General features: G+C 70.0%; 20 protein-coding genes. 10 read left to right on the top strand and 10 right to left on the bottom strand.

Features of this window, described 5'->3' with window-relative positions:
- The first annotated feature begins 17 nt into the window (after positions 1 to 17).
- Both ACR3IO_RS16720 and ACR3IO_RS16715 read left to right on the top strand, forming a co-directional pair.
- On the top strand, positions 18 to 776 hold the full coding sequence (locus ACR3IO_RS16720) for an IclR family transcriptional regulator (RefSeq protein ID WP_434072359.1): 759 nt from the start codon (positions 18 to 20) through the stop codon (positions 774 to 776).
- 3 nt (positions 777 to 779) lie between these two features.
- Positions 780 to 1544: an IclR family transcriptional regulator gene (locus tag ACR3IO_RS16715; RefSeq protein ID WP_434072358.1), complete on the top strand. Its 765-nt coding sequence runs from the start codon at positions 780 to 782 to the stop codon at positions 1542 to 1544.
- Positions 1545 to 1685: 141 nt separating this feature from the next.
- Here ACR3IO_RS16715 and dctP read toward each other — a convergent pair whose 3' ends face one another.
- The gene (gene dctP / locus ACR3IO_RS16710) at positions 1686 to 2744 is read right to left on the bottom strand and encodes a TRAP transporter substrate-binding protein DctP (protein WP_434072357.1); all 1059 of its coding nucleotides are present in this window, start codon (positions 2742 to 2744) and stop codon (positions 1686 to 1688) included.
- Between the two features lie 316 nt (positions 2745 to 3060).
- Here dctP and ACR3IO_RS16705 point away from each other — a divergent pair, with 316 nt between their 5' ends.
- Both ACR3IO_RS16705 and ACR3IO_RS16700 read left to right on the top strand, forming a co-directional pair.
- A complete protein-coding gene (locus tag ACR3IO_RS16705) occupies positions 3061 to 4149 on the top strand; it encodes a Gfo/Idh/MocA family protein (RefSeq protein ID WP_434072356.1) in 1089 nt (362 codons plus the stop codon).
- 28 nt (positions 4150 to 4177) lie between these two features.
- Positions 4178 to 5536, top strand: a complete 1359-nt coding sequence (locus ACR3IO_RS16700; protein WP_434072355.1) for an FAD-dependent oxidoreductase — start codon at positions 4178 to 4180, stop codon at positions 5534 to 5536.
- Between the two features lie 89 nt (positions 5537 to 5625).
- Here the strand turns inward: ACR3IO_RS16700 and ACR3IO_RS16695 are convergent, their stop codons facing one another.
- The 4 genes from ACR3IO_RS16695 to ACR3IO_RS16680 all read right to left on the bottom strand — a co-directional run bounded on the left by ACR3IO_RS16695 (position 5626) and on the right by ACR3IO_RS16680 (position 11019).
- Positions 5626 to 6069, bottom strand: coding sequence for a type II 3-dehydroquinate dehydratase (locus ACR3IO_RS16695; RefSeq protein ID WP_434072354.1), 444 nt, complete (start codon positions 6067 to 6069; stop codon positions 5626 to 5628).
- Positions 6070 to 6156: 87 nt separating this feature from the next.
- Entirely contained in the window at positions 6157 to 7437 is a 1281-nt protein-coding gene (locus ACR3IO_RS16690; RefSeq protein ID WP_434072353.1) for a TRAP transporter large permease, read from the bottom strand.
- 3 nt (positions 7438 to 7440) lie between these two features.
- The gene (locus ACR3IO_RS16685; RefSeq protein ID WP_434072352.1) at positions 7441 to 8097 is read right to left on the bottom strand and encodes a TRAP transporter small permease; all 657 of its coding nucleotides are present in this window, start codon (positions 8095 to 8097) and stop codon (positions 7441 to 7443) included.
- Positions 8098 to 8304: 207 nt separating this feature from the next.
- Positions 8305 to 11019, bottom strand: a complete 2715-nt coding sequence (locus ACR3IO_RS16680; protein WP_434072351.1) for a PQQ-binding-like beta-propeller repeat protein — start codon at positions 11017 to 11019, stop codon at positions 8305 to 8307.
- Between the two features lie 307 nt (positions 11020 to 11326).
- Between ACR3IO_RS16680 and ACR3IO_RS16675 the strand changes: the two genes are divergently transcribed.
- Genes ACR3IO_RS16675 through ACR3IO_RS16650 form a run of 6 tightly spaced genes read left to right on the top strand, consistent with a single transcriptional unit; the run spans position 11327 to position 19206 of the window.
- The gene (locus tag ACR3IO_RS16675; protein WP_434072350.1) at positions 11327 to 12778 is read left to right on the top strand and encodes an aldehyde dehydrogenase family protein; all 1452 of its coding nucleotides are present in this window, start codon (positions 11327 to 11329) and stop codon (positions 12776 to 12778) included.
- A gap of 26 nt (positions 12779 to 12804) precedes the next feature.
- Entirely contained in the window at positions 12805 to 13650 is an 846-nt protein-coding gene (locus ACR3IO_RS16670) for a citryl-CoA lyase (RefSeq protein WP_434072349.1), read from the top strand.
- Positions 13651 to 13661: 11 nt separating this feature from the next.
- Complete coding sequence (locus ACR3IO_RS16665; protein ID WP_434072348.1) at positions 13662 to 15425, top strand: thiamine pyrophosphate-binding protein; 1764 nt, start codon at positions 13662 to 13664, stop codon at positions 15423 to 15425.
- A 30-nt stretch (positions 15426 to 15455) separates the two neighbouring features.
- Complete coding sequence (locus ACR3IO_RS16660) at positions 15456 to 18182, top strand: TIM barrel protein (protein WP_434072347.1); 2727 nt, start codon at positions 15456 to 15458, stop codon at positions 18180 to 18182.
- A gap of 52 nt (positions 18183 to 18234) precedes the next feature.
- Positions 18235 to 18591: a nuclear transport factor 2 family protein gene (locus ACR3IO_RS16655; protein WP_434072346.1), complete on the top strand. Its 357-nt coding sequence runs from the start codon at positions 18235 to 18237 to the stop codon at positions 18589 to 18591.
- Positions 18592 to 18639: 48 nt separating this feature from the next.
- A complete protein-coding gene (locus tag ACR3IO_RS16650; RefSeq protein WP_434072345.1) occupies positions 18640 to 19206 on the top strand; it encodes a GrpB family protein in 567 nt (188 codons plus the stop codon).
- 27 nt (positions 19207 to 19233) lie between these two features.
- Here ACR3IO_RS16650 and ACR3IO_RS16645 read toward each other — a convergent pair whose 3' ends face one another.
- Genes ACR3IO_RS16645 through ACR3IO_RS16625 form a run of 5 tightly spaced genes read right to left on the bottom strand, consistent with a single transcriptional unit; the run spans position 19234 to position 23845 of the window.
- Positions 19234 to 20121 carry a sulfurtransferase gene (locus tag ACR3IO_RS16645; RefSeq protein WP_434072344.1) on the bottom strand — a complete coding sequence of 296 codons (888 nt, stop codon included), beginning with the start codon at positions 20119 to 20121 and terminating at the stop codon, positions 19234 to 19236.
- Positions 20118 to 21047, bottom strand: a complete 930-nt coding sequence (locus ACR3IO_RS16640; protein WP_434072343.1) for an ABC transporter substrate-binding protein — start codon at positions 21045 to 21047, stop codon at positions 20118 to 20120. Before ACR3IO_RS16640 ends, ACR3IO_RS16645 begins: the two co-directional genes overlap by 4 nt.
- The gene (locus ACR3IO_RS16635) at positions 21044 to 21607 is read right to left on the bottom strand and encodes an ATP-binding protein (RefSeq protein WP_434072342.1); all 564 of its coding nucleotides are present in this window, start codon (positions 21605 to 21607) and stop codon (positions 21044 to 21046) included. Before ACR3IO_RS16635 ends, ACR3IO_RS16640 begins: the two co-directional genes overlap by 4 nt.
- Entirely contained in the window at positions 21594 to 22361 is a 768-nt protein-coding gene (locus tag ACR3IO_RS16630) for an energy-coupling factor transporter transmembrane component T family protein (RefSeq protein ID WP_434072341.1), read from the bottom strand. The genes ACR3IO_RS16635 and ACR3IO_RS16630 overlap by 14 nt, the downstream gene beginning before the upstream one ends.
- Positions 22358 to 23845 carry an ABC transporter ATP-binding protein gene (locus tag ACR3IO_RS16625; protein ID WP_434072340.1) on the bottom strand — a complete coding sequence of 496 codons (1488 nt, stop codon included), beginning with the start codon at positions 23843 to 23845 and terminating at the stop codon, positions 22358 to 22360. The genes ACR3IO_RS16630 and ACR3IO_RS16625 overlap by 4 nt, the downstream gene beginning before the upstream one ends.
- Between the last annotated feature and the right edge of the window lie 2 nt (positions 23846 to 23847).

The following is a 23847-nucleotide window of genomic DNA, read 5'->3' as shown; positions in this document are numbered from 1 at the left end:
CTGTGAGGAGACATTCGATGACGAGTCTCGCCGAATGGAACAAGAATCCGGGCCAGCCGACCGCACCGGTCTCGGTGCTCGATCGCATCATCTCGATCCTCGACGCGGTGAAGGAGTCCGGCAGCTCGATCTCCATCACCGACCTCGCGATGCGCACCGGCCTGCCGAAGTCCACCGTCTCCCGCCTCGTCGCGGACCTGTCCGGCCAGCGCTACCTGGAGCGCACCGACGGCGGCGTGGCGCTGGGGCTCCGCCTGTTCGAGCTCGGCGCCCGCGCGAGCCTGCCTCGCCGGCTGCTCTCCGCCGCCGCACCGGTCATCCGGAACCTGCAGGATGCCACGGGGGAGCGGGTCGGGCTCTGGGTCCAGCAGGGGACCGACATGGTGTCGATCGCCGCGGTCGCGGGGCGGCTCCCGATGCTCCCGACGCGCGCCGGCATGCGCTCGCCCGCCCTGACCACGGCCAGCGGCAAGGCCTACCTCGCCTTCTGCGCCGACCAGGGCGTCGTCGATAGGGTGAGCGCGCCGCTGATCGATGACGATGCCAAGCACTTCCGCGACGAGCTCACCCACGTGCGCGCCTCGGTCGTCGCCGTGGACATCGGGGTCTCGTACCCCGGCATCCTCGCCGTCGCGAGCCCCGTCCTCTCGGGCGGACGCGTCGTGCTCGGCGCGATCTCGATCGCGGGACCCAGCGGGACGATGGACCCCGACCGCTTCGCGCCACTGGTTCGTGCCGCGGGCACGACCGTCAGCCGCCGACTCACGGCGGCATAGGCCATGCGCACCGCCGGCTGGACCGACTCGGTCAGCGTGCTCGACCGCGTGAGCGCCGTCTTCGACGCGTTCGGCGAGCAGGACGAAGGGCTCGGAATCTCGGAGCTCGCCCGACGTGCGAACCTGCCGAAGTCCACCGTCTCGAGGATCGCCGCCGACCTGGTCGTGCAGCGCTTCCTCGATCGGGAGGGCGACAAGCTCTACCTGGGCGTCCGGCTCTTCGAACTCGCCATGACGGTCGAGCAGCCGCGACGACTGCGCCACGTCGCGCTCCCCGTGATGTCCGAACTGCGCGACGTGACCGGCCAGACCGTGAACCTGGCCGTGCTCGAAGGCGTCGACGTCGTCTTCGTCGTGGTCGTGCGTGCCGAGCACACCTCCAAGCCGCTGGTGCGGGTCGGAGGACGTCTCCCGGCGCACGCGACCGCACTCGGGAAATCGATCCTGGCGTTCTCGCCGCATGCCGTCGTCGAGCGCATCAGCCAGGGGGGAATGACGGCGCGCACGGCGCACACCATCACCGACCCGTCGGTGCTCCAGCGCGAGCTGATGGACATCCACAGTCTCGGCGTGGCCACGGAGAAGGAGGAGTGCGCCGTCGACCGCATCTGCGTGGCCAGCCCGATCCTCGGACCGGGCGGCGCGCCGATCGCGGCGATCTCCGTGACGGGGTCGGTCTCGACGATGGTTCCCGAGCGCATCGCCCCCGCCGTGCGGGCCGCTGCGGCGACCCTGAGCCGTCGGTTCGACGCAGCTCGCGCCCGCTGAGACTGCACCAGGCCGCCGAGACCGGTCCCCGCCAGCTGAGACCGGCCCGCGCCCGCTGAGAACGGCCCCCGAACCGACCGGGCGCACGAGAGCGGGGTGGGTGCGCATGCGCACCCACCCCGCTCGTTCCGTCCGCAGACCTCAGTCGGCGGTCTCTCGAATCGCCTGGTAGGCCGCGAGGTTGTCACCGGTGAAGAAGCCCTCGAAGTACGCCTCCGCCTTGCTCCGGAAGGCATCCATGTCGATGTCGTCCTGCTCGACGACGGTGAAGGCGTCGTTCGCGCGGTACTCGTCGAGGATCTTCTCGGTCTCCTCTTCGACGCAGTCGCGGTTCTCGGGTCGGATCTCGTGGATGGTCTCCTCGAGCAGTGCCGTCTGCTCCTCGCTCAGCTTCTCGTACGTCTTGTCGCTGACGATGATCCAGTGGATGCCGACATTGTGATCGTTGAGGATCGCAGTGTTGAGGACCTCGTCGTAGCTCGACGAGCGCGTCGCGACGATGGGGTTCTCCTGGCCGACGGCGATTCCCTGCTGGAGCGCGGTGTAGACCTCTTCCACCGCGACCGACACCGGGTTGTCCACGCCCAGAGCCTCGGCGTTCGCGAGGAAGATCGGCGAGTTCGGGAACCGGATCGGCACGCCCGCCAGGTCGTCGGGGCCGTGGACCTCGACGTCCTTGGTGGTGAACGTGCGGTTTCCGAAGAACCAGCCGTCGACGACGTTGACGCCGGTGGCCTCGTGGAAGCCCGTGAAGAGCTCCTCCGAGCTCTCGTCGATCCACTGGAACGCGTGGTCGACGTCGTCGAACGCGTAGGCCGCATCGACGACGCCGATCGGCTCGTACGTGGCGCTGAGCGCGGACGCGCCCTGGAGGTCGATGTCGATGTCGCCGGCCTGCACCTGTGGGAATCGGTCGGCGTCTGGGCCGAGCTGACTCGCCGGATACAGGTCGACCGTCAGCCCGATGTCCGCCTCCTCGAGTCGCTCCTTGAGCAGTTCGACGCCGCAGTAGTAGTTCGGCGTCTGCTCGTTCTGGCTCGTCGCCACGGTGAGCGTGACGGGTTCGTTCTCCGAACCCGACGCGTCGCCGGACTCCTCGGTGCCGGCGCCGCCTCCGGCGCAGCCGGTGACGACGAGGGCGGTTGCTGCGAGCACCGACGCGGCGAATAGGCCTCGGCGCGTCGATCGGGCTGTGCCCATGGGACTCTCCTCTTCTTGTGCACGTCTTCGTGCAAGCTCCGACGTGAGATTCGATGGCCGAAGCGCGACGTCCGGTCGACACGATTCGCACGGGGCGAGATCGTCGTCGACCACGCTGTCACGTTGCGGCCCGGTGGCAGTGCCGACTCTGACCGACTTCGATCGGTTCGCAAAGCGATGTCCCGTCGAGTGGAACATGCAGTCCGGGGCCGCCGATGGAGAGACTCGCCGCTGAGTGGAACGACTCCTGTGCGCCGGAATCATCCTGTCATACGCTCGGTTCGCACCGGCGCGACGACGACGATGGGGAGGCTCCGTGGACGCATCCGAACCTGGGCCGCTTCGCATCGGCGTCGTCGGGGCGGGGTTCATGGGGCGCCAGCACATCGACTTCATCCGCGCCGCGTCAGGCGCATCCCTGGCCGCGATCGCCGATCCGGTCGCACCCGCCGACGTGGGGCACGGTACACCCGTGTACGCGGATGCCACGGCGATGCTGCACGCCGAACAGCTCGATGCGGTCGTCATCGCCGGCCCGAACGCGATGCATGTCGAGACGGCCGTCGAATGCCTCGAGGCCGGCGTCGCAGTCCTCCTCGAGAAGCCGGTCGCCACGGACTACGCGGAATCGCGTCGACTCGTGGCCGCCGTCGCCCGCCTCGACGGACGCCTCCTGGTCGGCCACCACCGGCGGCACCACCCCTCCGTTGCACGTGCCCGCGCCGCCATCCTCGACGGCGAACTCGGCGAGATCGTCGCTGTCAGCGGACTCTGGTCGGCGCGCAAGGAGGACGGGTACTTCACGGAGACGCCGTGGCACCGCCGCCCGGGTGGCGGCGTGATGCTCATCAATGCCGTCCACGACCTCGACCTCCTGCGACACCTGTGCGGCGAGGTCGCCGAGATCCAGGCGATGCGCAGCTCGCACGCCCGCGGGCTCGACGTCGAGGACACGGTGTCGTTGAGCCTGAGGTTCGAGACCGGAGCCATCGGAAGCCTCCTCGCCTCCGACGCCGGGGTCTCGCCGTGGGGCTGGGACCAGGCCACCGAGGAGACGCTCGCGTTCCCGTACCTCCCCGACGGCGTGGCCTACCGGATCGTCGGCACGCGCGGGGCGCTCTCGGTGCCGAACCTCGCGAAGTACACGTACGATCCGGCGGTGGCCGCCGACTGGCACTCGCCCCTGTCGCGCACCTACCTGCCCGTCGCGCCGCGGGGCTCGTTCCAGGCGCAGCTCGACCACTTCGTCGACGTCGCGCGTGGGACGGCCGAACCGCTCGTCCCGGCCGAGGACGCCGCTCGCACGCTCGCGCTCGTCGAGGCGGCGGCGAGGTCGGCCGACCTGCGCGCGACGATCGACGTCGAGCAGTTCCGGGCGTCGATCGACGCGTCGGAGCCGGCATGACTCCCGCCGCCGATGCGGAGGGCCGGCCGTGACGACGCATCGCCGGGTGTTCGACGCGATCGTCGTCGGCGGCGGACTCGCCGGCCTGGCTGCGGCGCAGCGGCTGAGCGGGCATGGACGCAGCGTCGCTCTCGTGGAGAAGCGCGACCGGCCGGGCGGCAGCTCCGCCCTGAGCGGCGGATGGTTCGCGCTGTCCGGCACCGAGCTCCAACGTCGAGCCGGCATCGAGGACTCCGACGAGCTCTTCCTCGCGGACATGGCGGCGACCGGCGGGGGATACGCCGACGAGACGCTGCTGCGAGCGCTCGTCGCCGGGCAGGCGGACGCCGTCGCTGCGATCGAGCAGGCCGCAGCCTGGACCGACGAACTCAAGGTCAGCGCCGGCATGAGCGTGGCTCGCGCACATCTGGTCCGCATCCGGGAGCTGCTCGCGCACCTCGAACGCGAGGCCGTCGCCGCGGGCGCCGAGATCCACCTCGGACGCGCGGCACGCGAACTCGTCACGGACGGGTCCAGGGTGGTCGGCATCGCGACCGACGACGACGTCTTCGTCGGAGGATCAGGGGTCGTCCTCGCGAGCGGCGGATTCTCGCGGTCGCGCGAACTGCTCGACCTCTTCGTGCCCGATCAGGCGGCCGCCATGCCGTACGGCGGCGCCGGCAATACGGGCGACGGGCTTCGCATGGCCTGGATGCTCGGTGCGGGCCTGGCCGACATAGGGCACGTGTCGGGCACCTACGGGCAGCATGCCGACACGAAGGACGACGAGCATGAGCTGCTGACGGCCAACTACCTCGGCGCGATCCTCGTGAACGCGCACGGCGAGCGCTTCACGGATGAGTCCGAGTCGTACAAGGTGCTCGGTTCGGCGGTACTCGGTCAGCCGGGGCGCACGGCCTTCCAGATCTTCGATTCGGTGGTCCGGGCCCGTTCGAGGCCGGGCGTGCCGCTCTCGGACATGGAGCGCCTCGAGGAGCTCGGGCACCTCGTGAGCGCGCCGACGATCCCAGCGCTCGCGCGCGAGCTCGGAATCCCTCCGGACCGACTCGAGCGCACGGTCGCCCGGTACAACGAGGGCGTGTCCGGCCGCCGGGAGGACCCGTTCGGGCGCACGGGCCTCGTGAACGGGGTCGGCGCGCTGGTGCCCGTGGCGACCGGACCATTCCACGCATACGCCGCGGTGACGGCGATGACCTCGACCTACGGCGGGCTGAGCGTCGGAGCCGACGGCTCGGTGAAGCGCGTCGACGGATCGCACATCGAGGGGCTGTTCGCGGCGGGCGAGGTCGTCGGCGGCTTCCACGGGGCGTCGTACATGACCGGGACGGCGCTCACGAAGGCGTTGGTGTTCGGGTTCAGGACGGCCGACGCGATCGCGGCGGGCTGATTCGTCTCGTCGCCTGACCGCACGGCACGGCGGCATACGTCACGGAGACGCGGATGCCTCGGCTGCGGCATCCGCTCGACCTTCGCTGCTCAGTCCCTGGGTACCAACCGGTCGGCGGCTCGGATCGCCAGTTCGTACCCGTACACGCCCGCGCCCGCGATCACCACCTGCGCGACCGGCGAGATGAGGGAGTGCTGGTAGACGGCTTCACGGGCATGGATGTTCGTGATGTGCACCTCGACGACGGGCGTGACGAGCATCCGGAGTGCATCGAGCAACGGCACGGATCGGAAGCTGAAGCCGGCGGGGTTGATCACGACGGCCGCATCCTGCCGGAACGCCTCGTGGACCTGCTCGACGATCTCGTACTCGGCGTTCGTCTGTGCGAAGAAGAGCTCGAACCCCAGTTCGGCCGCGACCCGCTCGCAGTCGCCTCGCACATCGTCGAGCGTCGCGCTGCCGTACAGCTCGGGCTGGCGCAGACCCAGCATGTTGAGGTTCGAGCCGTTCAGGACGAAGAGCCCTCTGGCCATGTCCGGTTCCCTTCCTGTCGTCATGCCGGTGCGGGCGCAGGTGCCCGCGAAACGGATCCGTGGGGTTCACCACGGCGTCCGGCCGGGCTACATCAGGCCGAGCCACGTCGGCAGGCTCGTGACGATCACCGGGAACAGGGTCAGCAGGAGCAGGACGACGCCGAGCGGGATCAGGAAGGGCAGGATGCCACGGAACAGCTCGCCCATGGGCCTGCGGGTGATCGAGCCGACGACGAACAGCACGGCGCCGACCGGTGGCGTCAGCGATCCGATCATCAGGTTGAGGATCATGATGACGCCGAGCTGCACCGGGTCGATGCCGAACTGGCCGATGATCGGCATCAGGATCGGCACGAGCACCAGGATGACCGGGGGTGCTTCGAGGGGGACGCCGAGCAGGATCAGGAGCACGTTCAGCATCAGCAGGAAGACGATCGGGTTGTCGGTGAACCCCGTGAGCCATTCGCCCAGTGCGCGGGACACCTGCTCGCGGGCGAGCACCTGGCCCATGAGGTTCGACGCGCCGAGGATCAGGAGGATCCCGGCCGAGATGATGACCGTCTCCTTGGCCGCATTCCAGAACACGCGCCACGTCAGCGTGCGGTAGATCGCACCGAGTATGAGCATGTACACCGCCGCGATGCCCGCGCTCTCGGTCGGCGTGAACAGTCCGCTGAAGATGCCGCCGAGGATGATGACCGGCAGCATCGCCGGTCCGATCACGCGCACGGACGCCTTGGCGAGCATCGACCCGACGAACGGCTGGCTCTTCGCGACGTCGGGGTGGCGACGCACCCAGAAGAAGACGTAGGCGGCGAGTCCCAGCGCCATGAGCATGGCCGGGATGATCGAGCCGGCGAAGAGGGCACCGGTCGAGATCGAGGCGGTCGCCGCGAAGAGCACGGCGGGGATGCTCGGCGGCATGACGGTGCTCATGAGCGACCCGGACGCCGTGAGGCCCGCCGAGAACCCGTACGGGTAGCCGGCCTTCAGCATCTGGGGGATCTGGACCTTGCTCGTCGACGCGGCATCCGCGAGCGCCGAGCCGCTGATCCAGGAGAAGCCGATCGCCGTGCCGAGGTTGACGTAGGCGAGGTTCCCACGGAGCCGGGGCAGGGCCGCCCGCGCCAGGTCGTAGAGCCGCGTGGCGATGCCGAGCTGGTTGGCGACGGTGCCGACGAAGATGAAGAGCGGAACGGCGAGCAGGGGGAAGCTGTTGATCCCGTTCACGACGGACGAGATCGCGTAGCCCGCGGACAGTCCGTGGCTGTAGAAGTACAGCATGCTCGACGCGATCATCGCGAAGGCGACGGGCACCCGCAGGAGGAGGAAGACGACGAACAGCAGGATGTAGAGCCAGAGGTCCAAGGATCAGCCTTCCATCTCGCCGATGTCGAGCTTGCGCTCCGGGCGGTTCGCGAACGGGATCTTGAAGGTGGAGTGGATCGCCGCCGACAGGAAGCCGACGAGGGCGAACAGGTAGAGCACGCCCACCGGCATGTGCATCGCCGCGCTGAGCCGGCCCCACTCCGTCTCGATCTTCACGAACGCCTCATAGGCGAGGGCCAGGCTCGTCGCGGCCATGATGACCGCGGAGATGACCCGCAGCGCGACGAAGAGCCGGGTGCCGGCGAGCATCTCGTCGAAGATCTCGAGCACGATGTGGCCGTTGCGGCCGACGAGGTATCCGGTCGTGATGAAGGTCATGGCGATCATCGACATGAGGGCGACCTCGCCGGCACCGACCCAGCTGACCGACGGGAAGTAGCGGCCGAGCACCTGGTACATCGTGCCGAAGACGATGAGCGCGAAGAGCGCGACGCCGATCGTGATCTCGACCCTGGAGAGCACGCGGATGAACGCGGGATCCTTGGGGACGCCCCGGTTGAGCTCGGGTCCCGAGTAGAACGTGTCGGTGTGCGGGTAGATGGAGTCGCCGAGGGCGGCCTCCGATGCCTTGGCCGGCGCCTTCTCGGAGTCGTCGGGCCCGCCCTGCTCGGGCTCGCGCCCGCGTTCCTCATCGGTCATGGCGTCACCGCCACGGTTTCGGGATGCATGGTCAACCTCTCTGTTGATGCGGGGCCGGGCGTGCTCGCGCACATCGCTGCCCCTGAGACTCTGGTCTGCGATCCGGTACGTGCAAAGTCGAGTCTCGCCGAATGGGACACATCCCGTACAGACCGATCCGCCTCCGTCGAGGACGACGGAGACGGATCGATGCTGCGGCGGGATCGGCTACTTGACGACGGTCACCGTCGCCGTGGAGCTGAGGCGCTCCTGGACGCCCTCATGCAGGAAGTTCGCCTCGAAGGTCAGCGACGTCGCGCCCTGCGGCACGTTGTGGTCGAGGTCCGCCTTGTCGAACTGGAGGACCAGCAACGTGCGCTTCGTCGCCTTCGTCAGGCCCGCTCCGGTGGTACGGACCTTCGTCGCCTCGACGGGGTTCGTCGACAGCGGCGTGAGCAGTTGCGCGCCACTCTCGTACTCGTACCCCGCCGGAACCTCGAACGTCGCCGTCACCGTCTGGTTCAGGCGGCTGAGCCACCCGCCGCTGTCACTGAGCTGCAGTTTGCCCGGCACGAACTTCAGCGCGCCCGGCTGGTCCGTCGGGGCGAGGATCACCTCGATCTTGCCCGTCGGACGAGGGTCCGTGCAGTCGTTGAAGAAGTACTCGCCCGCGCGGTCGAACGTGTGCTCGTACGTCTCGCCCGGCGCCAGCTCGACGTCGAACTCGCCCTCGAAGAACTGCGTCGCGCAGTGCGCCTTCGCGTTCGGGAAGTTCGGGAACGTCTCCGCCCCCGGATTGCGGAAGGTCACCGTCGTGCCGACCGGCACCCGCAGATGCGTGGGCTGCATGCCGTTCGTCGACACGCTGTCGCGCGCGGCCGCCGTGTCGTCGGTGCGGTTGGCGCGTGCGAGGAGCACGGTGTTGCCGACCGTCTCGCCCGCCACGGCGGCACCGCCCACCGGGCGACGGATCGTCAGCGGCGCGGTGTCCGGCCCCTCCGGGCTTCCCGACTCGGTCGTGTAGTCGCCGCCGAGCTTGAACGACCAGAGCGAGTCGCCCTGCGTGACCGATCCGCCATAGGGGTTGGTCGACCCCGCGGCGAACACGGCGACGTACTGCTCGCCGTCGACCTCGTACGTGACCGGTGCGGATGCGATGCCCGAGCCCGTCTGGAAGTCCCAGAGCACGTCGCCGTCAGCGGCATCCATCGCCAGCACCCTGCCGTCGATCTGACCGACGAACAGCAGGTCGGAGGCGGTCGTCAGCGGTCCCTGACCGTGCGACATGTCCGTGCCGAGGTGGTTGCGCCACACGACCTCGCCGGTCGAGGCGTCGTACGCGAGGATCCCGCCCGTCTGGTACTGGCCGATGGCCCGCAGGCCGTTCGCGGAGGCGCCGTTGTAGTGCGCCACCGGGTTCGTGCCGTACGGGAAGTAGACGAGGTTCGTGTTGTGGCTGTACGAGTGGTTCGACCAGTCGCCGCCGCCGTTCTGGCTCGTGGTCGACAGGATCGGCGCATCCCACTGCGGGTCGTACATGCAGCCCTCGCGGTGCCCCGAAGAGCCCTCGGGATACGTGAGGTACGGCTCGTCGACCGCGACGTAGCTGTCGGGGTTGAAGACGAGGTCGCCGTCGGCGTCGGGCTGGTAGCCGTTGTAGTTCGGCACGCCGCGCCAGGGGTCGCCGGGGATGTTCTCGGGGTCGAGCTTCTCCCAGACGAGGCACTCCGGCAGCAGCCGGCTCGTCGGGAACGGCTGGGTCGTGGCGTGGTTCTGGCGCGAGTCGGTGATCATCGGCTTGTCGACCACCGGCAGCACGGGTTCGCCGTTCGTGCGGTCGAGCACGAAGTGGTGCCCCGACTTGCTCCCGTAGAAGACGACCTTCCGCTCCTCGCCGCCGATCTCGATGTCCGCCAGCGTCGGCGGGTGCACGTTGTCCATGTCCCAGACGTCGTGGCGGATGGACTGGTAGTGCCACTGGTACGCACCGGTCGCGGCATCGACGGCCACCATCGTGCTCGAGAAGAGGTTGTCTCCGGGGCGGAGCGACCCGTTCTGCGATGACGTGCAACTGCGGGCATTGCCGAAGGTCATGATGTACATGCCGAGTTCGGGGTCCACCGCGCCGTGCATCCACGAGGTGGCGCCGCCCTCCTCCGCGCAGTCGGTGCCGTCCGGAAGGACCGGACCCCAGGTCTCCGAGGCGTCGAACGTCACGCCGTCGACCCCGGTGAACTGCTCGCCACGCTTCGGTCCACCGAAGAAGTGCCACAGGTACGATCCGTCGGTCGCGTCCAGCGCGACGACGGCGCCGCGGTCGCCGTCCGCCGCGTGGGCGTAGACGATGCCGTCGGAGTACACGGTCGCGACCTTCCCGACGCGTCCGAGATCCTCACCCGCCGGTCCGGTGGGCTGCACCGCCCAGATCTCCGCGCCGGTCGCCGCGTCGAGCGCGACGACGTGGTTGTCGCCTGCGAGCGTGAAGATCTTGCCGTCACCCGCCGAGACGCCGCGGCGCGTCCCTGACAGGCCGTAGACGGTGTTCTCCCACTTCCAAGTCGGTTCGCCGGTTGCGCCGTCGACGGCGATCACCCCGCCGCTCGGCGTGTCGAGGTAGATCACCCCGTCGACGACGATCGGGGTCGTCTGCTGGCCAGTGTCGTCGGATGCCGGCGCGACCGCGGAGACGTGGGTCCGCCAGGCCGGCGCGAGGTGCTTCAGGTTCCGCTTCGTGATCTCCGTCAGCCCCGAGTAGTGCTGGTTCCCGAGGTTGCCGCCCACCGTGGGCGTGTCGGCCCCGGTCGGCTCGAGTCCGGTCAGGCCGACCGGTGGGACGGGTTCGGCAGGTCTCGCCAGCCCGTTGGCGGGCAACGCGGTTCCCGCGAGCACGACCAGTGCTCCGATTCCCGCGATGCCCAATCTCGTGATCAGCCGTGTGCGCATCCCTTGACTCCTTGATCGTCGTTGATCGACGGCGGTCCGGCTCGCGCCCGCCCACCGTTGCTCTGGGGCTGCCGACGGGACCGCCGACCCGGGGATCGGGCAGACCTGCCAGCGCTCGGACGCTAACCCCGAGTGCGACGACGGGCAACCGCGCGACTCATCGAGTGGTACAACCCGTGCCGCGTGTGGAGAGCGTCAGGCCGAGCGACGCCGACGCTTTTCTGCCCAGTGGGACATCCGTTGGCGACGGCAGCACCGTGTGCCTACCATGCGGCAGTCGGCATCAATGCCCATGGACGGAGTTGTCATGGCTGCTTCAGCACCCAAATCCCTGTCGCCCGAACAGGAGCAGGAACTCGACGAGGTGTTCGCCCGCGCGCAGGCGGCGCTCGCGATCATCGAGACGTACGATCAGGCCCGCGTCGACCGCCTGGTCCAGGCCGTCGCGTGGGCCGTCGCGAACCGGTCCGCATTCCACCGCCTCGTGGGGATGGGCATCGAGGAGTCCGGCCTCGGCGACTTCGACAGCCGCATGAACAAGCGGATGAAGATCCGCGGCGTGCTCCGCGACGCGCTCCGGAGCCCGTCCGTGGGCATCATCGAGGAGGATGCCGAGAAGGGGCTCGTCAAGTACGGGAAGCCGGTCGGGATCATCGGATGCGTCGTCCCGACCACGAACCCCGACCTGACGCCCGCCGGCAACGCGATCTACGCCATCAAGGCGCGCGACGTGGTGGTGTTCTCGCCGCACCCGCGCTCGAAGCACACGACGTTCGAGACGGTGCGGCTCATGCGCGAGGCGCTGGAGGCGGAGGGTGCTCCGGCCGACATCCTGCAGTGCATCACGCTCCCGAGCCTTGCGGCGTCGCAGGAGATCATGCGCCGTTCGGACCTCGTGATCGCCACGGGCGGCCAGGGGCTGGTCCGGGCCGCCTACAGTTCCGGGACGCCCGCCTACGGGGTCGGCGCGGGCAATGCGACCGAGTTCGTCGACGAGACGGCGGACCTGCGCGAGACGGCGCGCAACTGCATGCTGTCGAAGACGTCGGACTTCGGCTCGGGCTGCTCGGCCGACGGGAACGTGCTGGTGCCGGCATCCCGCTACCGTGACATGCTCGATGCGCTCCAGGCCGAGGGCGGGTACCTCGCGACCGCGGAGGAGCGTGCAGCGCTGCAGGGCGTGATGTGGGACGACGAGGGCCACCGCCTTCCCGACACCGTGGCCGTATCGCCGCAGGCGCTCGCCGCGGCGGCGGGATTCGACATCCCCTCGGAGAGCAGGTTCATCCTCGTCGAGGGTGACGGCATCGACGAGGATCGGCAGTTCTGCAAGGAGAAGCTCACGACCCTGATGGCGGTGCACGCCTACGAGGGCGGCTTCGAGGACGGCGTCGAACTCGCCAAGAGGCTCTACGACATCGGCGGCAAGGGGCACTCGTGCGGCATCGCCTCCACCGACGACGCGCACATCGACTACTTCGCCCGGCACATGCCCGTCTCGCGCATCATGGTCCGCCAGCCGAACTCGAAGGCCAACGCGGGCTCGTTCACGAACGGGATGCCGATGACCTCGTCGATGGGATGCGGCACCTGGGGCGGCAACATCACCTCGGAGAACGTCTCCCTCCGCCACTACCTGAACACGACCTGGGTCGCCCGCACGATCGCGGAGGACCGGCCATCGGACGAGGAGCTGTTCGGCGACTTCTATGACGCCGTGCTCGAGTCGTCCGTCGAGCCGCCGGTCGCCGCACTGTGAACGAGCGACGCGAGGAGCGGGAGACGATGACCGAGGAGACGCCCGAGGCGCTCGTCGACGAGGCCCGTCGATGGTGGCAGACCGACATCATCGACATCAGCCCGGGTGAGATCGCGCTGCGGGGGTATCCGATCCAGGAGCTCATCGGCAACGTGGGCTTCGTCGACACGATCTGGCTCATGGTGCGGGGCGAACTGCCGACGCGCGCCCAGGCGGCGCTGTTCGAAGCCGCGCTCGTGGCGTCCGTCGACCACGGGCCCCAGGCCCCGTCGATCGCGATCGCCCGGATGGCGACGACGTGCGGGTCGCCCGTCAACAGCGCGATGGCCTCGGGGATCAACGTGCTCGACGACATCCACGGCGGCCCCGGCCAGCAGTGCATGGAGCTGTACCTCGAGGTCGAGGCCGAACTGGCGCACGGCGGCGACCTCGACGGGGCGGCCCGGACCGTGCTGCAGCGCCATCGTGACGCCGGCGTCCGGTACTTCCCGGGATTCGGCCATCGATTCCATCCGCTCGATCCGCGCAAGGAACCCCTGCTCTCGCTCGTGGATGAGGCCGCGGCGAACGGGGTGGTCGATGGTCGCTTCGCCGCGATCGGACAAGCCGTCGAGGACGCGATCAACGAGGGGAAGGCCAAGCCGATCCCCATGAACGTCGACGGCGTGACGGCCGTCATCTACTGCGAGCTCGGGTTCACTCCCGCGCTCGGGCGCGGGGTCTTCATCCTCGCGCGATCGGTCGGCATCCTCGCCCACACCATCGAGCAGATGACGCAGGGCGGCCGCATCAAGGGCCCGATGCCGAAGTCCATCGGCTACACGTACACGGGACCGGCTCGCCGATCCGTCCCCGACGAACGCGAAGAATGAAGGAGACCTCAATGAAGGACCTGGTGTCCAACCAGATCGTGCGCTACCTGGAAGCGCGCGACGTCGAGCACGTGTTCGGGCTGTGCGGGCACACGAACATCGCGTTGCTCGCGGCACTGGAGAAGAGCGACCGCATCTCCTTCGTGAACGTGCGTCACGAACAGATCGCCGCCCATGCGGCCGACGGGTATGCGCGGGTGACCAAGCGCGCGGGCGTCGTGCTGACCCACCTCGGCCCGGGACTCACGAATGCGACCACTGGGGTGGCGAATGCCGCACTCGACTCGATTCCGATGGTGGTCATCGCGGGCGACGTTCCGACCCACTACTTCGGGAAGCATCCGCACCAGGAGATCAACCTCCACGCCGACGCGGCCCAGTACGAGATCTACCGGCCCTTCGTGAAGCGCGCGTGGCGCGTCGACCAGCCCCACCTCATCGCCGAGGTGCTCGACAAGGCGTTCACCCTCGCGGAGAGCGGCCGACCCGGTCCCGTGCTCGTCGACGTGCCCATGGACGTCTTCTCGGCGGAGGTCGAGGTCGCGCTGTTCGACAAGGTCGTCGGCAACACCCGATCGCTCGTGAAGCCCAGCCTCGATGAGGCGACCGCGGAGCTCATCGTGCAGAACCTGCTCGATGCCGAACGGCCCGTGCTCTACGTCGGCGGCGGCATCGTCGCGGCGGACGCGGCATCCGAACTCGCGGAGTTCGCCGGCCTGCTGTCGCTGCCCGTCGCGCACAGCCTCATGGGCAAGGGTGCGATGCCCGACGACAGCGCGCTGGTCCTCGGCATGACGGGCTTCTGGGGAACCGCCTTCACGAACGAGACGACGCGCACCGCCGACTGGATCCTCGCCCTCGGCACCCGATTCGCGGAGGCCGACTCGAGCTCGTGGTACGCCGACTACACCTTCGACATCCCGGCCACGAAGCTCATGCAGATCGACATCGATCCGGCCGAGCTGGGGCGCAACTACCCACTCGAGCTCGGTGCGCTCGCCGACCTCAAGTCCGCGCTGGCCGTCCTCGTCCGCGTCGCGCGACGACTCGCCCCGACCGGGGTCCGGCGCGACGACCTGCTGGCGCAGATCGCCGCGACCCGTGCGACGGTGAGACTCCGGAATGCGGATGCGCAGGTCTCGGATGCCTGGCCGATGCGGCCCGAACGGATCCTCTCGGAGACTCGGGAGGTGCTGCCGCCCGACGCGATCATCACCACGGACGTGGGGTGGAACAAGAACGGCGTCGGCCAGCAGTTCGACATCCTCACGCCCGGCACGTTCCTCACCCCGGGCGGGTTCGCGACCATGGGATTCGGCGCGCCGGCGGCGGTCGGGGCCAAGATCGCCCGCCCCGACCGGGTCGTCGTCTCCCTCGTGGGCGACGGCGGCTTCGGACAGAATCCCGCGGTGCTCTCCACGGCGCGCGAGCAGAACGTCCCCGTGGTCTGGGTCGTGATGAACAACAACGCCTTCGGCACCATCGCGGGGCTCGAGAAGGCCGCCTTCGACACGACCTACGGGACGGTGTTCGGCGACGCCGACGATCCCATGTACACGGACTTCGCGGCGATCGCGGAAGCGTACGGGGTCACCGGCATCAGGGTCGATTCCGCTGCGGAGTTCAAGCCCGCCCTCGAACGGGCGATCGCGCTCGAGCGACCGGTCGTGATCGACGTGTCGATGGTCAACGTGCCGACGCCGACCACGGGCCACTGGAACATCCTCGACATCTATTCACCCGGTGAGACGGTCGTGCACGTCGCGACCAGCTGACCCCGTCCACCGATCGCAGGCGATCCGCTCATGAAACTCATCCCGAGTGCGCACGACGTGTCCATCTCGACCGTGTGCCTGGCCGGCACGCTCGAGGACAAGTTGCGCGCCGCCGCGGCGGCGGGCTTCGCCGGGATCGAGATGCTCGAGTACGACCTCGTCATGTCCCCGTGGTCGCCGGACCGACTGGCCGGGGAGGCGGCCGACCTCGGCCTGTCGATCGAGGTCTACCAGCCGTTCCACGTCGAGACGGTTCCGCCGGACCAGTTCGGCGCGAGCCTGCGCCACGCGGAGCGGAAGTTCGACCTCCTCACCGGGCTGGGCGCACGCGTGCTGGTCTGCTGCTCGTCGAGGACCGCGCGGGGGATCGACGACGACGATCTCACCGCGGAGCAGCTCGCCACCCTGGCGGACCGCGCCGAGCAGCGAGGACTGCGACTCGCCTACGAAGCGGTGCCCTGGGGTCGGATCCGGACCCACGAGGACGCCTGGCGTATCGTCCGCCGAGTCGACCACCCCGGGCTGGGCCTGTGCCTCGACAGCTTCCACATCCTCTCGATGGAGAACGACCCGTCCGTCATCGCCGACGTCACCGGCGACAAGGTGTTCCACGTCCAGCTCGCGGATGCGCCGCGCCCGAACCCGGACGTCCGTGAATGGAGCCTGCACTCCCGGATGTTCCCGGGGCAGGGCTCGCTCGACGTGGCGGGGTTCCTCAGGCGGATCCTGGCCATGGGGTACACCGGGCCGATCGCGCTCGAGGTGTTCAACGACGTCTACCAGCAGGAGGACCCCAGGCACGCGGCCACCGACGCGATGCGCTCGATGCGCGCGCTCGCGGAGGCCGTGGCCGCACCGGGCTCAGGTGACGGTGACGCGACCGGGCTGCGCGCGAACAGCCTCCTGCCGCCCGCTCCGAGGCTCGGCGGCTTCGCGTTCGCCGAGCTCGCCGTCGACGACGTCTCGGCGCCCCTCGTCGCGCGCGCCCTCGTGACGCTGGGGTTCGCCCACGTCGGGCAGCACCGCTCCAAGCCCGTGCAGCTGTGGGAGCAGGGCGGCGCTCGGATCCTGCTCAACCTCGCCCCCGAGCGATCGGTCGATCCTGCCACCGCATCGATCAGCGCGCTCGCCGTCGAGAGCGAGGACCCGGCCGCGTCGATGCAACGGGCGGACCGACTGCTGGCACCGAGGCTCGCGCGACGTCGCGGCCCCGATGAGGCCGACCTGGACTCGGTGGCCGCGCCCGATGGCACGGCGCTGTTCTTCTGCAACTCCGGCGGCGAGCGTTCCTGGCTCGACGACTTCGGTCCGACCGGGTCGCAGGCCGGCCCATCCGGGCTGCTCCGGGAGATCGACCACGTGTCGATCACGGAGTCGATCGACGACTTCGACCAGTCCGCGTTGTTCTTCCGGACGGTCCTCGGCCTCCTGCCGGGGGAGTCCACGGAGATCACCGCCCCCTTCGGACTCACCCGCAACTGGTCGACGCGCGACCCGGACGGGCGCGTGCGCATCGCGTTGAGCACCACCCCCCTCCGGCGCGGCGACTGGGCGCCGGGCGTGTCGAGCCCGCAACTCATCGCCTTCGCCACCGATGACGCGATCGCGTGCGCGAGGGCGCTGCGCGAGCGCGGCGCCCCGATCCTCGAGATCCCCGGCAACTACTACGACGACCTGGACGCCCGCCTGTCGCTGCCTGCCGGGGCGGTCGACGGCTTCCGCGAGTACTCGATCCTGTACGACCGCGATGAGCACGGCGAGTTCCTGCACTTCTTCACCGAGATGCTGGGCTCGCGCATCTTCTTCGAGGTGGTCCAGCGCGTCGACGGCTACGACGGGTTCGGCGAACCGCACAGCGTTCCGTTGCGCATGGCCGCGCACCGCCGCCAGCGGATGCGCACGATGGCGAGCGCGCCGACCGAACCCTCGATCGAGCCCCGGCACGACTACTCGCTGGCCCACCTGACCGCGCTGAGCCTGTCGCCGCCGGAGCTGGTCGATGCCGCTGCCGCTGCCGGATACCGCTACGTGGGCCTGCGCATGACGAAGGTCACCCCGCAGGAACCGCATTACCCGCTGGCCTACGATCCGGCGTTGATGCGGACCACCAAGACGCACCTCGCGGCGACCGGCATCGAGGTCCTGGACATCGAGCTCGCTCGCATCACCTCCGGCGACAACCCGCGCGACTACCTTCGCTTCCTGGAGGCGGGCGCCGAACTCGGGGCGCGTCACGTCATCACGCAGCTGCCGGATTCGGACTTCTCGCGCAAGACCGACCGGTTCGCCGAGCTGTGCCAGCTCGCCCGGCCGCTCGGGCTGACCCTCGACCTCGAGTTCCCGTCGTGGACGGAGACCCCGAACCTCACCGAGGCGACCCGGGTCCTGCGGGCCGCGGACCAGCCCAATGCGGGGCTGCTCATCGATGTCCTGCACTTCGCCAGGTCGGGATCGAGCGTCGAGGACCTGCGGCAGCTCCCGCCCGAATGGTTCCACTACGCGCACGTGTGCGACGCGCCGGGGGAGATCCCAACCACCACGGCCGGGCTGATCCACACCGCTCGCTTCGAGCGGCTGTTCCCGGGGGAGGGAGAGCTCGACCTGCTCGGCATCCTCGCGGCGCTGCCGGCGGGGATTCCGTACGCACTGGAGATCCCGAAGGCGATGCTCGTGGCGCAGGTGGGCGCGAAGGAGCATGCCCGCCTCGCAATCGGCGCCGCGCGTCGACATCTCGACGCGGCGCAGGTCGCCGTCTGACGTGCTCACGGCAGCGCTTGGCGCGGAACCCATCAGCGACTAGACAGGACGTATGACACGGGCGAATGACTGGCTGAACGGCTACATCACGGCGTGGAGCACGAAGGACGCCGCAGATGTCCGCGCGATCTTCACGGACGACGCGCAGTACTGGTTCCGGCCCGACGATGGCGATCCGGTGATCGGCATCGATGCGATCGTGGAGATGTGGGGCGACCCCGAACCGAGCGAGCCCGTCCACGATCTCGCCGTGCTCATCGAGAACGACGACCTCGGGATCATCAAGGGCACCGTCGAGTACCCCGGCGACCAGAGCTACTCCAACCTGTGGGAGGTCTGGTTCGCCCCCGACGGACGCGCAGTGAAGTTCGTCGAGTGGTTCATGACCCCGCGCAAGACCGAGGGGTGAGCGGATGCCGCGCCCCGGCGTTCTGTCGGCCCGCGTGAGAATGTTCGTGTGAGCGAACACCGAGAACACCGACGACCGGATGTCACGACCCTCGAGCTGGTGGGAGGCGCCGAGCCGCTCGAGCTCCGGCTGCACGCCTCCGACGACCGTTGGGTCGGCATGTACCTCGATCACCGACGGCGGATCTCGGATGCGCTCGCGGCGATCGACATCGAGATCGAGCACATCGGATCCACATCCGTTCCCGGATTGGCGGCGAAGCCGATCATCGACATCGTGGTCACGGTCGACGACATCACCGCCGAAGAGGACTACCTCGATCCGCTCCTCGGGGCCGGATACGAACTGCGCGTGCGCGAGCCGGGGCATCGTCTCGTGCGCACGCCGGCCCGCGACGTCCACGTGCATCTCTTCGAGCGGGACGATCCCGCGGTCGACGAATACCTCCTCCTGCGGGATCACCTCCGTGCCGACGCGGACGACCGGGCGCTCTACGAGAACACCAAGCGCACCCTGCTCGGTCGGCGGTGGGACGACATGAACGACTACGCCGACGCGAAGACCGACGTCATCCTCGAGATCAAGGCACGCGCGAGAGTCGCCCGCACGCGGTGATGTCGGACGGACGATCCCGTCAGGACCTCAGCGGGTGCCGGCGAACGCCTCCTCCGTGTTGAGCGGGAGGGCGGGGTCGGCGCTCCACTCCTCGAGCGAGCCGTCGTAGACCCGCACGCGGCGGAAGCCCGCATGGGCGAGCGCGAGCGCGTTGGCCGTGGCCGAGATGCCGCCGCCGCAGTAGAGCAGCAGTTCCCCGTCGAGGTCGGCTCCGGCCTCCTGATACCGGGAGAGGACCTCGTCGGCCGGCAGGATGCGTCCGTCACGGTCGAAGAGGGTGCGCGCGGGCACGTTGACGCTGCCCGGGATGTGACCGCGGCGCGCGTACCGGGTCGGCTCGGCACCCGTGAACGCGGAAGCGGGAAGGCCGCAGACGAGGGCGCCACTCCGGGCGAGCGCGATCTCGTCGCGTTCGACCCAGGCGTCGCGGACGGTGCGGGCCACCCACTCTCGTGCCGGCTGCGACGCACCGGGCGGCGTCGCGTCATCGCCGGACTCGATCGGGAGGCCGGCGGATCGCCACGCGGCGAGACCGCCGTCGAGCACGCTGACGGGGACGCCGATCCAGTCGAGCAGGTACCAGAGGCGCGCGGCCCAGATCGTCCCGACGCTGTCGTAGACCACGACGCGGGTGCCCTCGCCGACGCCGAGGGCCGCCAGCCGATCGGCGATGCCCTGCGGCTGCTCGTGGTGATCGTGCGTGGCGTGGGGCACCGAGAACTCCGTGTCGATCGCGACGTGCCGCGACCCGGGGAGGTGCGCCTCCCGCCACCGGTCCCGGCCGCTCTCGGCCCGGAAGTCCCCGTCGAACCGCGGACGGTGCAGGAGCAGGGTGGCGTCGAGCACGATCGGCGCATCGCCGGAATCGAGCTGCGCGTGCAGGTCGAGTGCGTCGACGAAGACGGGCGCGCTCATGCGGCGAACTCCGAGCGGTCGGTGATGGCGCCGGGCGCGAGCGTTCGGCGCCAGCCGGCGGCATCCGAGATGAGTCTGTTCATCGCCATCCACTCCGCGTACCGGTCCATCGCGTCCGACCGGATGCCGCCCCAGCGGCCTTCATGGAACCACGTGGGCGCGATCGCCTCGAGCGATCGGGCGATCACGTCCTCCGTGAAGTAGGGCGTGACGGTCGAGAAGAGCTCGACGGTCGGTGCGGGATTCGCAGCCGCGTGCGCGAATCCGCGGGCCGTCGCGGTCAGGAAGCCGTCGACGACGTGCACCGGCAGCTGTGCGGCCGCCGACCCGCCGCCGAGCAGGTAGCTGTGGTACCGGATGCCGAGCTCGTCGTCGACGCGCCAGTGCCGTTCCGGCAGGTCGGGCTGCTCGGTCAGCAGGATGTCCCACGCCCAGTACGAGCCGAACGTGGCATCCGCTTCGCCGTTCAGGAGGTCGTCGGCGCTGAGCTCGCGCACGCCGGCATCGACGAGTTCGACGCGGTCGAAGTCGCCGCCGGCACGCTGCACGAGGTCGCGCACGATCGCGAGCCCGCGCGGCGTGGGGTTGAGCGCGAGGCGCCGGCCCTCGAGGTCGGCGAGGGTGCGGATGCCGCTCTGCTCGAGCGTGCGCACCGTCTCCAGTCCGCGCTGGTTGATCGCACTGAGCGCGTGCAGGTGCTCGCCCCGCTCGGCCCGCACGAGCAGGCGGTTCGTGGGGAAGACCGCGAGGTCGGCGAGGCCGCGGTTCACGTGCTCGAGGCCGTCGCCGATGCCGGGGTCGACGGTGCGGATCTCGAGGTCGATGCCCTGCTCCGCGTACCAGCCCTCCTCGCGGGCGACGTAGAAGCCCGCCGAGTTCGGCCAGGGGTGGAAGTACTCGAGCACGAGCGTGATGGGGATGGTCATGGGGTCCTTCCAGTCTGCATGAGGTCGAAGCCGCCGTCGGCCGGGACGGCGATGAGGTCGGCGAGGGCCTCGGGGGTGTTCTGCGCGATGAAGACGTCCTCCTGGGCCGCCCAGGCGTCCCAGTGCGGCGCGTACGTCTCGCCGTCGCGAGCCAGGGCGCGGGCCTTGCGCTCGGCCGTGTCGTGCTCGACCCAGAGCGCGGCGTCGGCCAGCGCGCGGTTGGCGATGGTGAGGCTGCCGACGCCCTCGATGATGAGCGGGCGGTCGGCGTCCACCGGATGCCACCCGCCGACGCTCCCGGACGACCAGTCCCATTCGCGCCACGACGCCGCCAGCCCGAGCGCCCGGGGTTCGAGGACGCTCGCGCGAAGGTGCTCGGACGCCCAGGCGAGTCCGCCCCAGCCGGGGTAGATGGAGTCGAGGCGGATGACGACGGCCTCGGGCCACAACGCTGCGAGCGCCGTCGCGATCGTGGACTTGCCCGAGCCGGAGCGGCCGTCGATGAGCAGGCTGCGCGCGCCATCCGCTCGCAGGCCCGTGGCGAGGTCAGCGAGCTCCAATGAAGTTCCAGCTTCCCGTCGCGACGGCCACGGTGATCGCCGTGGCGCTGATGACGACGCCGATCGCGAGGAGCGCGGCATCCGGTGCCCCGAGGGTCGACTCGCGGGCCCAGGTGCGCACGGGGTAGGCGCCGAAGCCGCGGGCCTCCATCGCCGTGGCGAGCTTCGCGCCCCGGCGCACGGCGAAGACGAGGAGCGCGAACGCCTGCCCCGCCCACCGGCGGACCCGGCCGTGGTCGGCCACGCCCCGCGCACGTCGTGCGTAGCCGAGGTAGGTCCAGTCCTGGTGGAGCAGGCCGATGAGCCGGAACCCGGCGAGGGCGCCGAGCACGAACCGGGCCGGGAGCCGGAGCACCTGCGAGAGCCCGTCGGCGAGCTCGGTGGGGTCGACGTCCGTGAAGAGCATGATCGACGGCAGTGCGATCGCGAGCACCCGGAGGAACGTCGCGATCGCGAGCTCGATCGAACCGTCGCTGACGACGACGAGCAGGAACTCGGCGTGGATCCGCCCGCTGGGGGCGCCGTACAGCAGGATCGTCAGCGCGGTGAACCCGGCCGCGATCGCGATCGGGATGCTGCGCCGGAGGAACTGCCGGAACGGGATGCCGGTGGTCGCGAGCACGAGCACCTCGAGGGTGAGCGCGGTGAGCCCCGACACCCAGTCGACGCTGAAGACCAGAGCGACCGCGATGAGGAGGGCGGTGAGCAGGCGGGTGACCGGATTCGCCCGGTGCACGTCGAGGCGCGCGGTCACGCGGTCACCTCCGCGAGCTGCGGTTCCCATGCGGGCAGCTCGAGCACGTCGTCGGCCAAGAGCGCGACGAAGGGCTCGTCGTGCGTCACCGCGACGACGGCCGTGCCGGCGTCGACGATCTCGGCGATGAGCTTCACGAGCTCCTCCCAGGTGCGCCGGTCCTGGCCGAACGTCGGCTCGTCGAGGATGATCAGCTCCGGCTTCGCCGCGAGTGCCGTCGCCACCGAGAGGCGCCGCTTCTCGCCGCCCGACAGCGTGTACGGGTTGGCGTCGGCGAGGTGCTCGAGGCGGAGGCGCGCGAGCAGGTCGTCGATCGTCCGGGCGATCGTCGCGGCATCCTGCTTCAACGCGCGCGGGCCGACGGCGAGTTCGTCGCGCACGCTCGCCGCGAGGAACTGGTGCTCGGGGTCCTGGAACACGCTGCCGATGCGCGACAGGAGCTCCCTCGATCGCCAGGCGATGGGTTCGACCGGGCGGCGGGCGGGTGCGAATCCGGATGCCGCCTCGAGCCGGCCGCTGCCGGGGGCGAGCAGGCCGCCCAGGGTGAGTGCGAGCGTGGACTTGCCGGCGCCGTTCGGGCCGACGACGGCGGTGGTGCGGCCGCTTCGGATCTCGACGTCGATGGTGGAGGTGAGTCGCGTGGCGGCCCGGCCCACGCTCAGGCCGCTCGCCGTGAGCAGGAGCGCGGGGTCGCCGCGCCGAGTGCGCTCGAGCACCGGCGTCGGTGCGCCGGGCACCCACACGCCCGCGGCGAGCAGTTCGGGGCGCTGGCGTTCGATCACCCGGTCGGGGTCGCCGTCGCCGATGATCCGTCCGGCGGCATCCATCACGATCACCCGATCGACCACGGGGAGCCACACCTCGGTGCGATGCTCGATCACGATGAGCGTGGCGCCGGTGCGGGCCGCGACCTCGGCGATCGCGTCGCGCACCTCGCGCACGCCGACGGGGTCGAGGTTCGCGGTCGGCTCGTCGAGGAGGATGAGGCCGGGGTTCATGGCGATGACCCCGGCGAGTGCGAGGCGCTGCTTCTGGCCGCCCGAGAGCGCCGACGTGTCGTGACCGAGGGGTGCGCGCAGTCCGACCAGGTCGAGCGCGCGGGACACGCGGCCCCAGATGTCCGCGCGCGGCACGCGGAGGTTCTCCATGCCGAAGGCGACGTCATCGCCCACCCGCGACAGGATCACCTGGGATTCCGGATCCTGCAGGACCATGCCGATGCGGTCGCGACGTCGCGCGGGGCGGGCGCCGTCGACCAGGAGCCGTCCGCGCTCGTCGCCGTCGTCGGTGCCGCCGAGCACGCCGCCGAGTCCGTGCAGCAGGGTCGACTTGCCCGCGCCGGACGGGCCGAGCAGCAGCACGCGCTCGCCCGGCTCGATGGCGAGGTCCAGGCCGCTGAGCGCCCAGTCGCGCCGCCCCGCGTGACGCCACGACCAGCCCTCGGCGCGGACCGCGGCGCCGCCGTGTGGAGCGGATTCCGTCATGG

Source organism: Agromyces sp. Marseille-Q5079 (assembly GCF_051016555.1).
GTDB lineage: Bacteria > Actinomycetota > Actinomycetes > Actinomycetales > Microbacteriaceae > Agromyces.
Note: the sequence above shows the minus strand (reverse complement) of the source record. Positions and strands in the feature narration are given on the sequence as shown.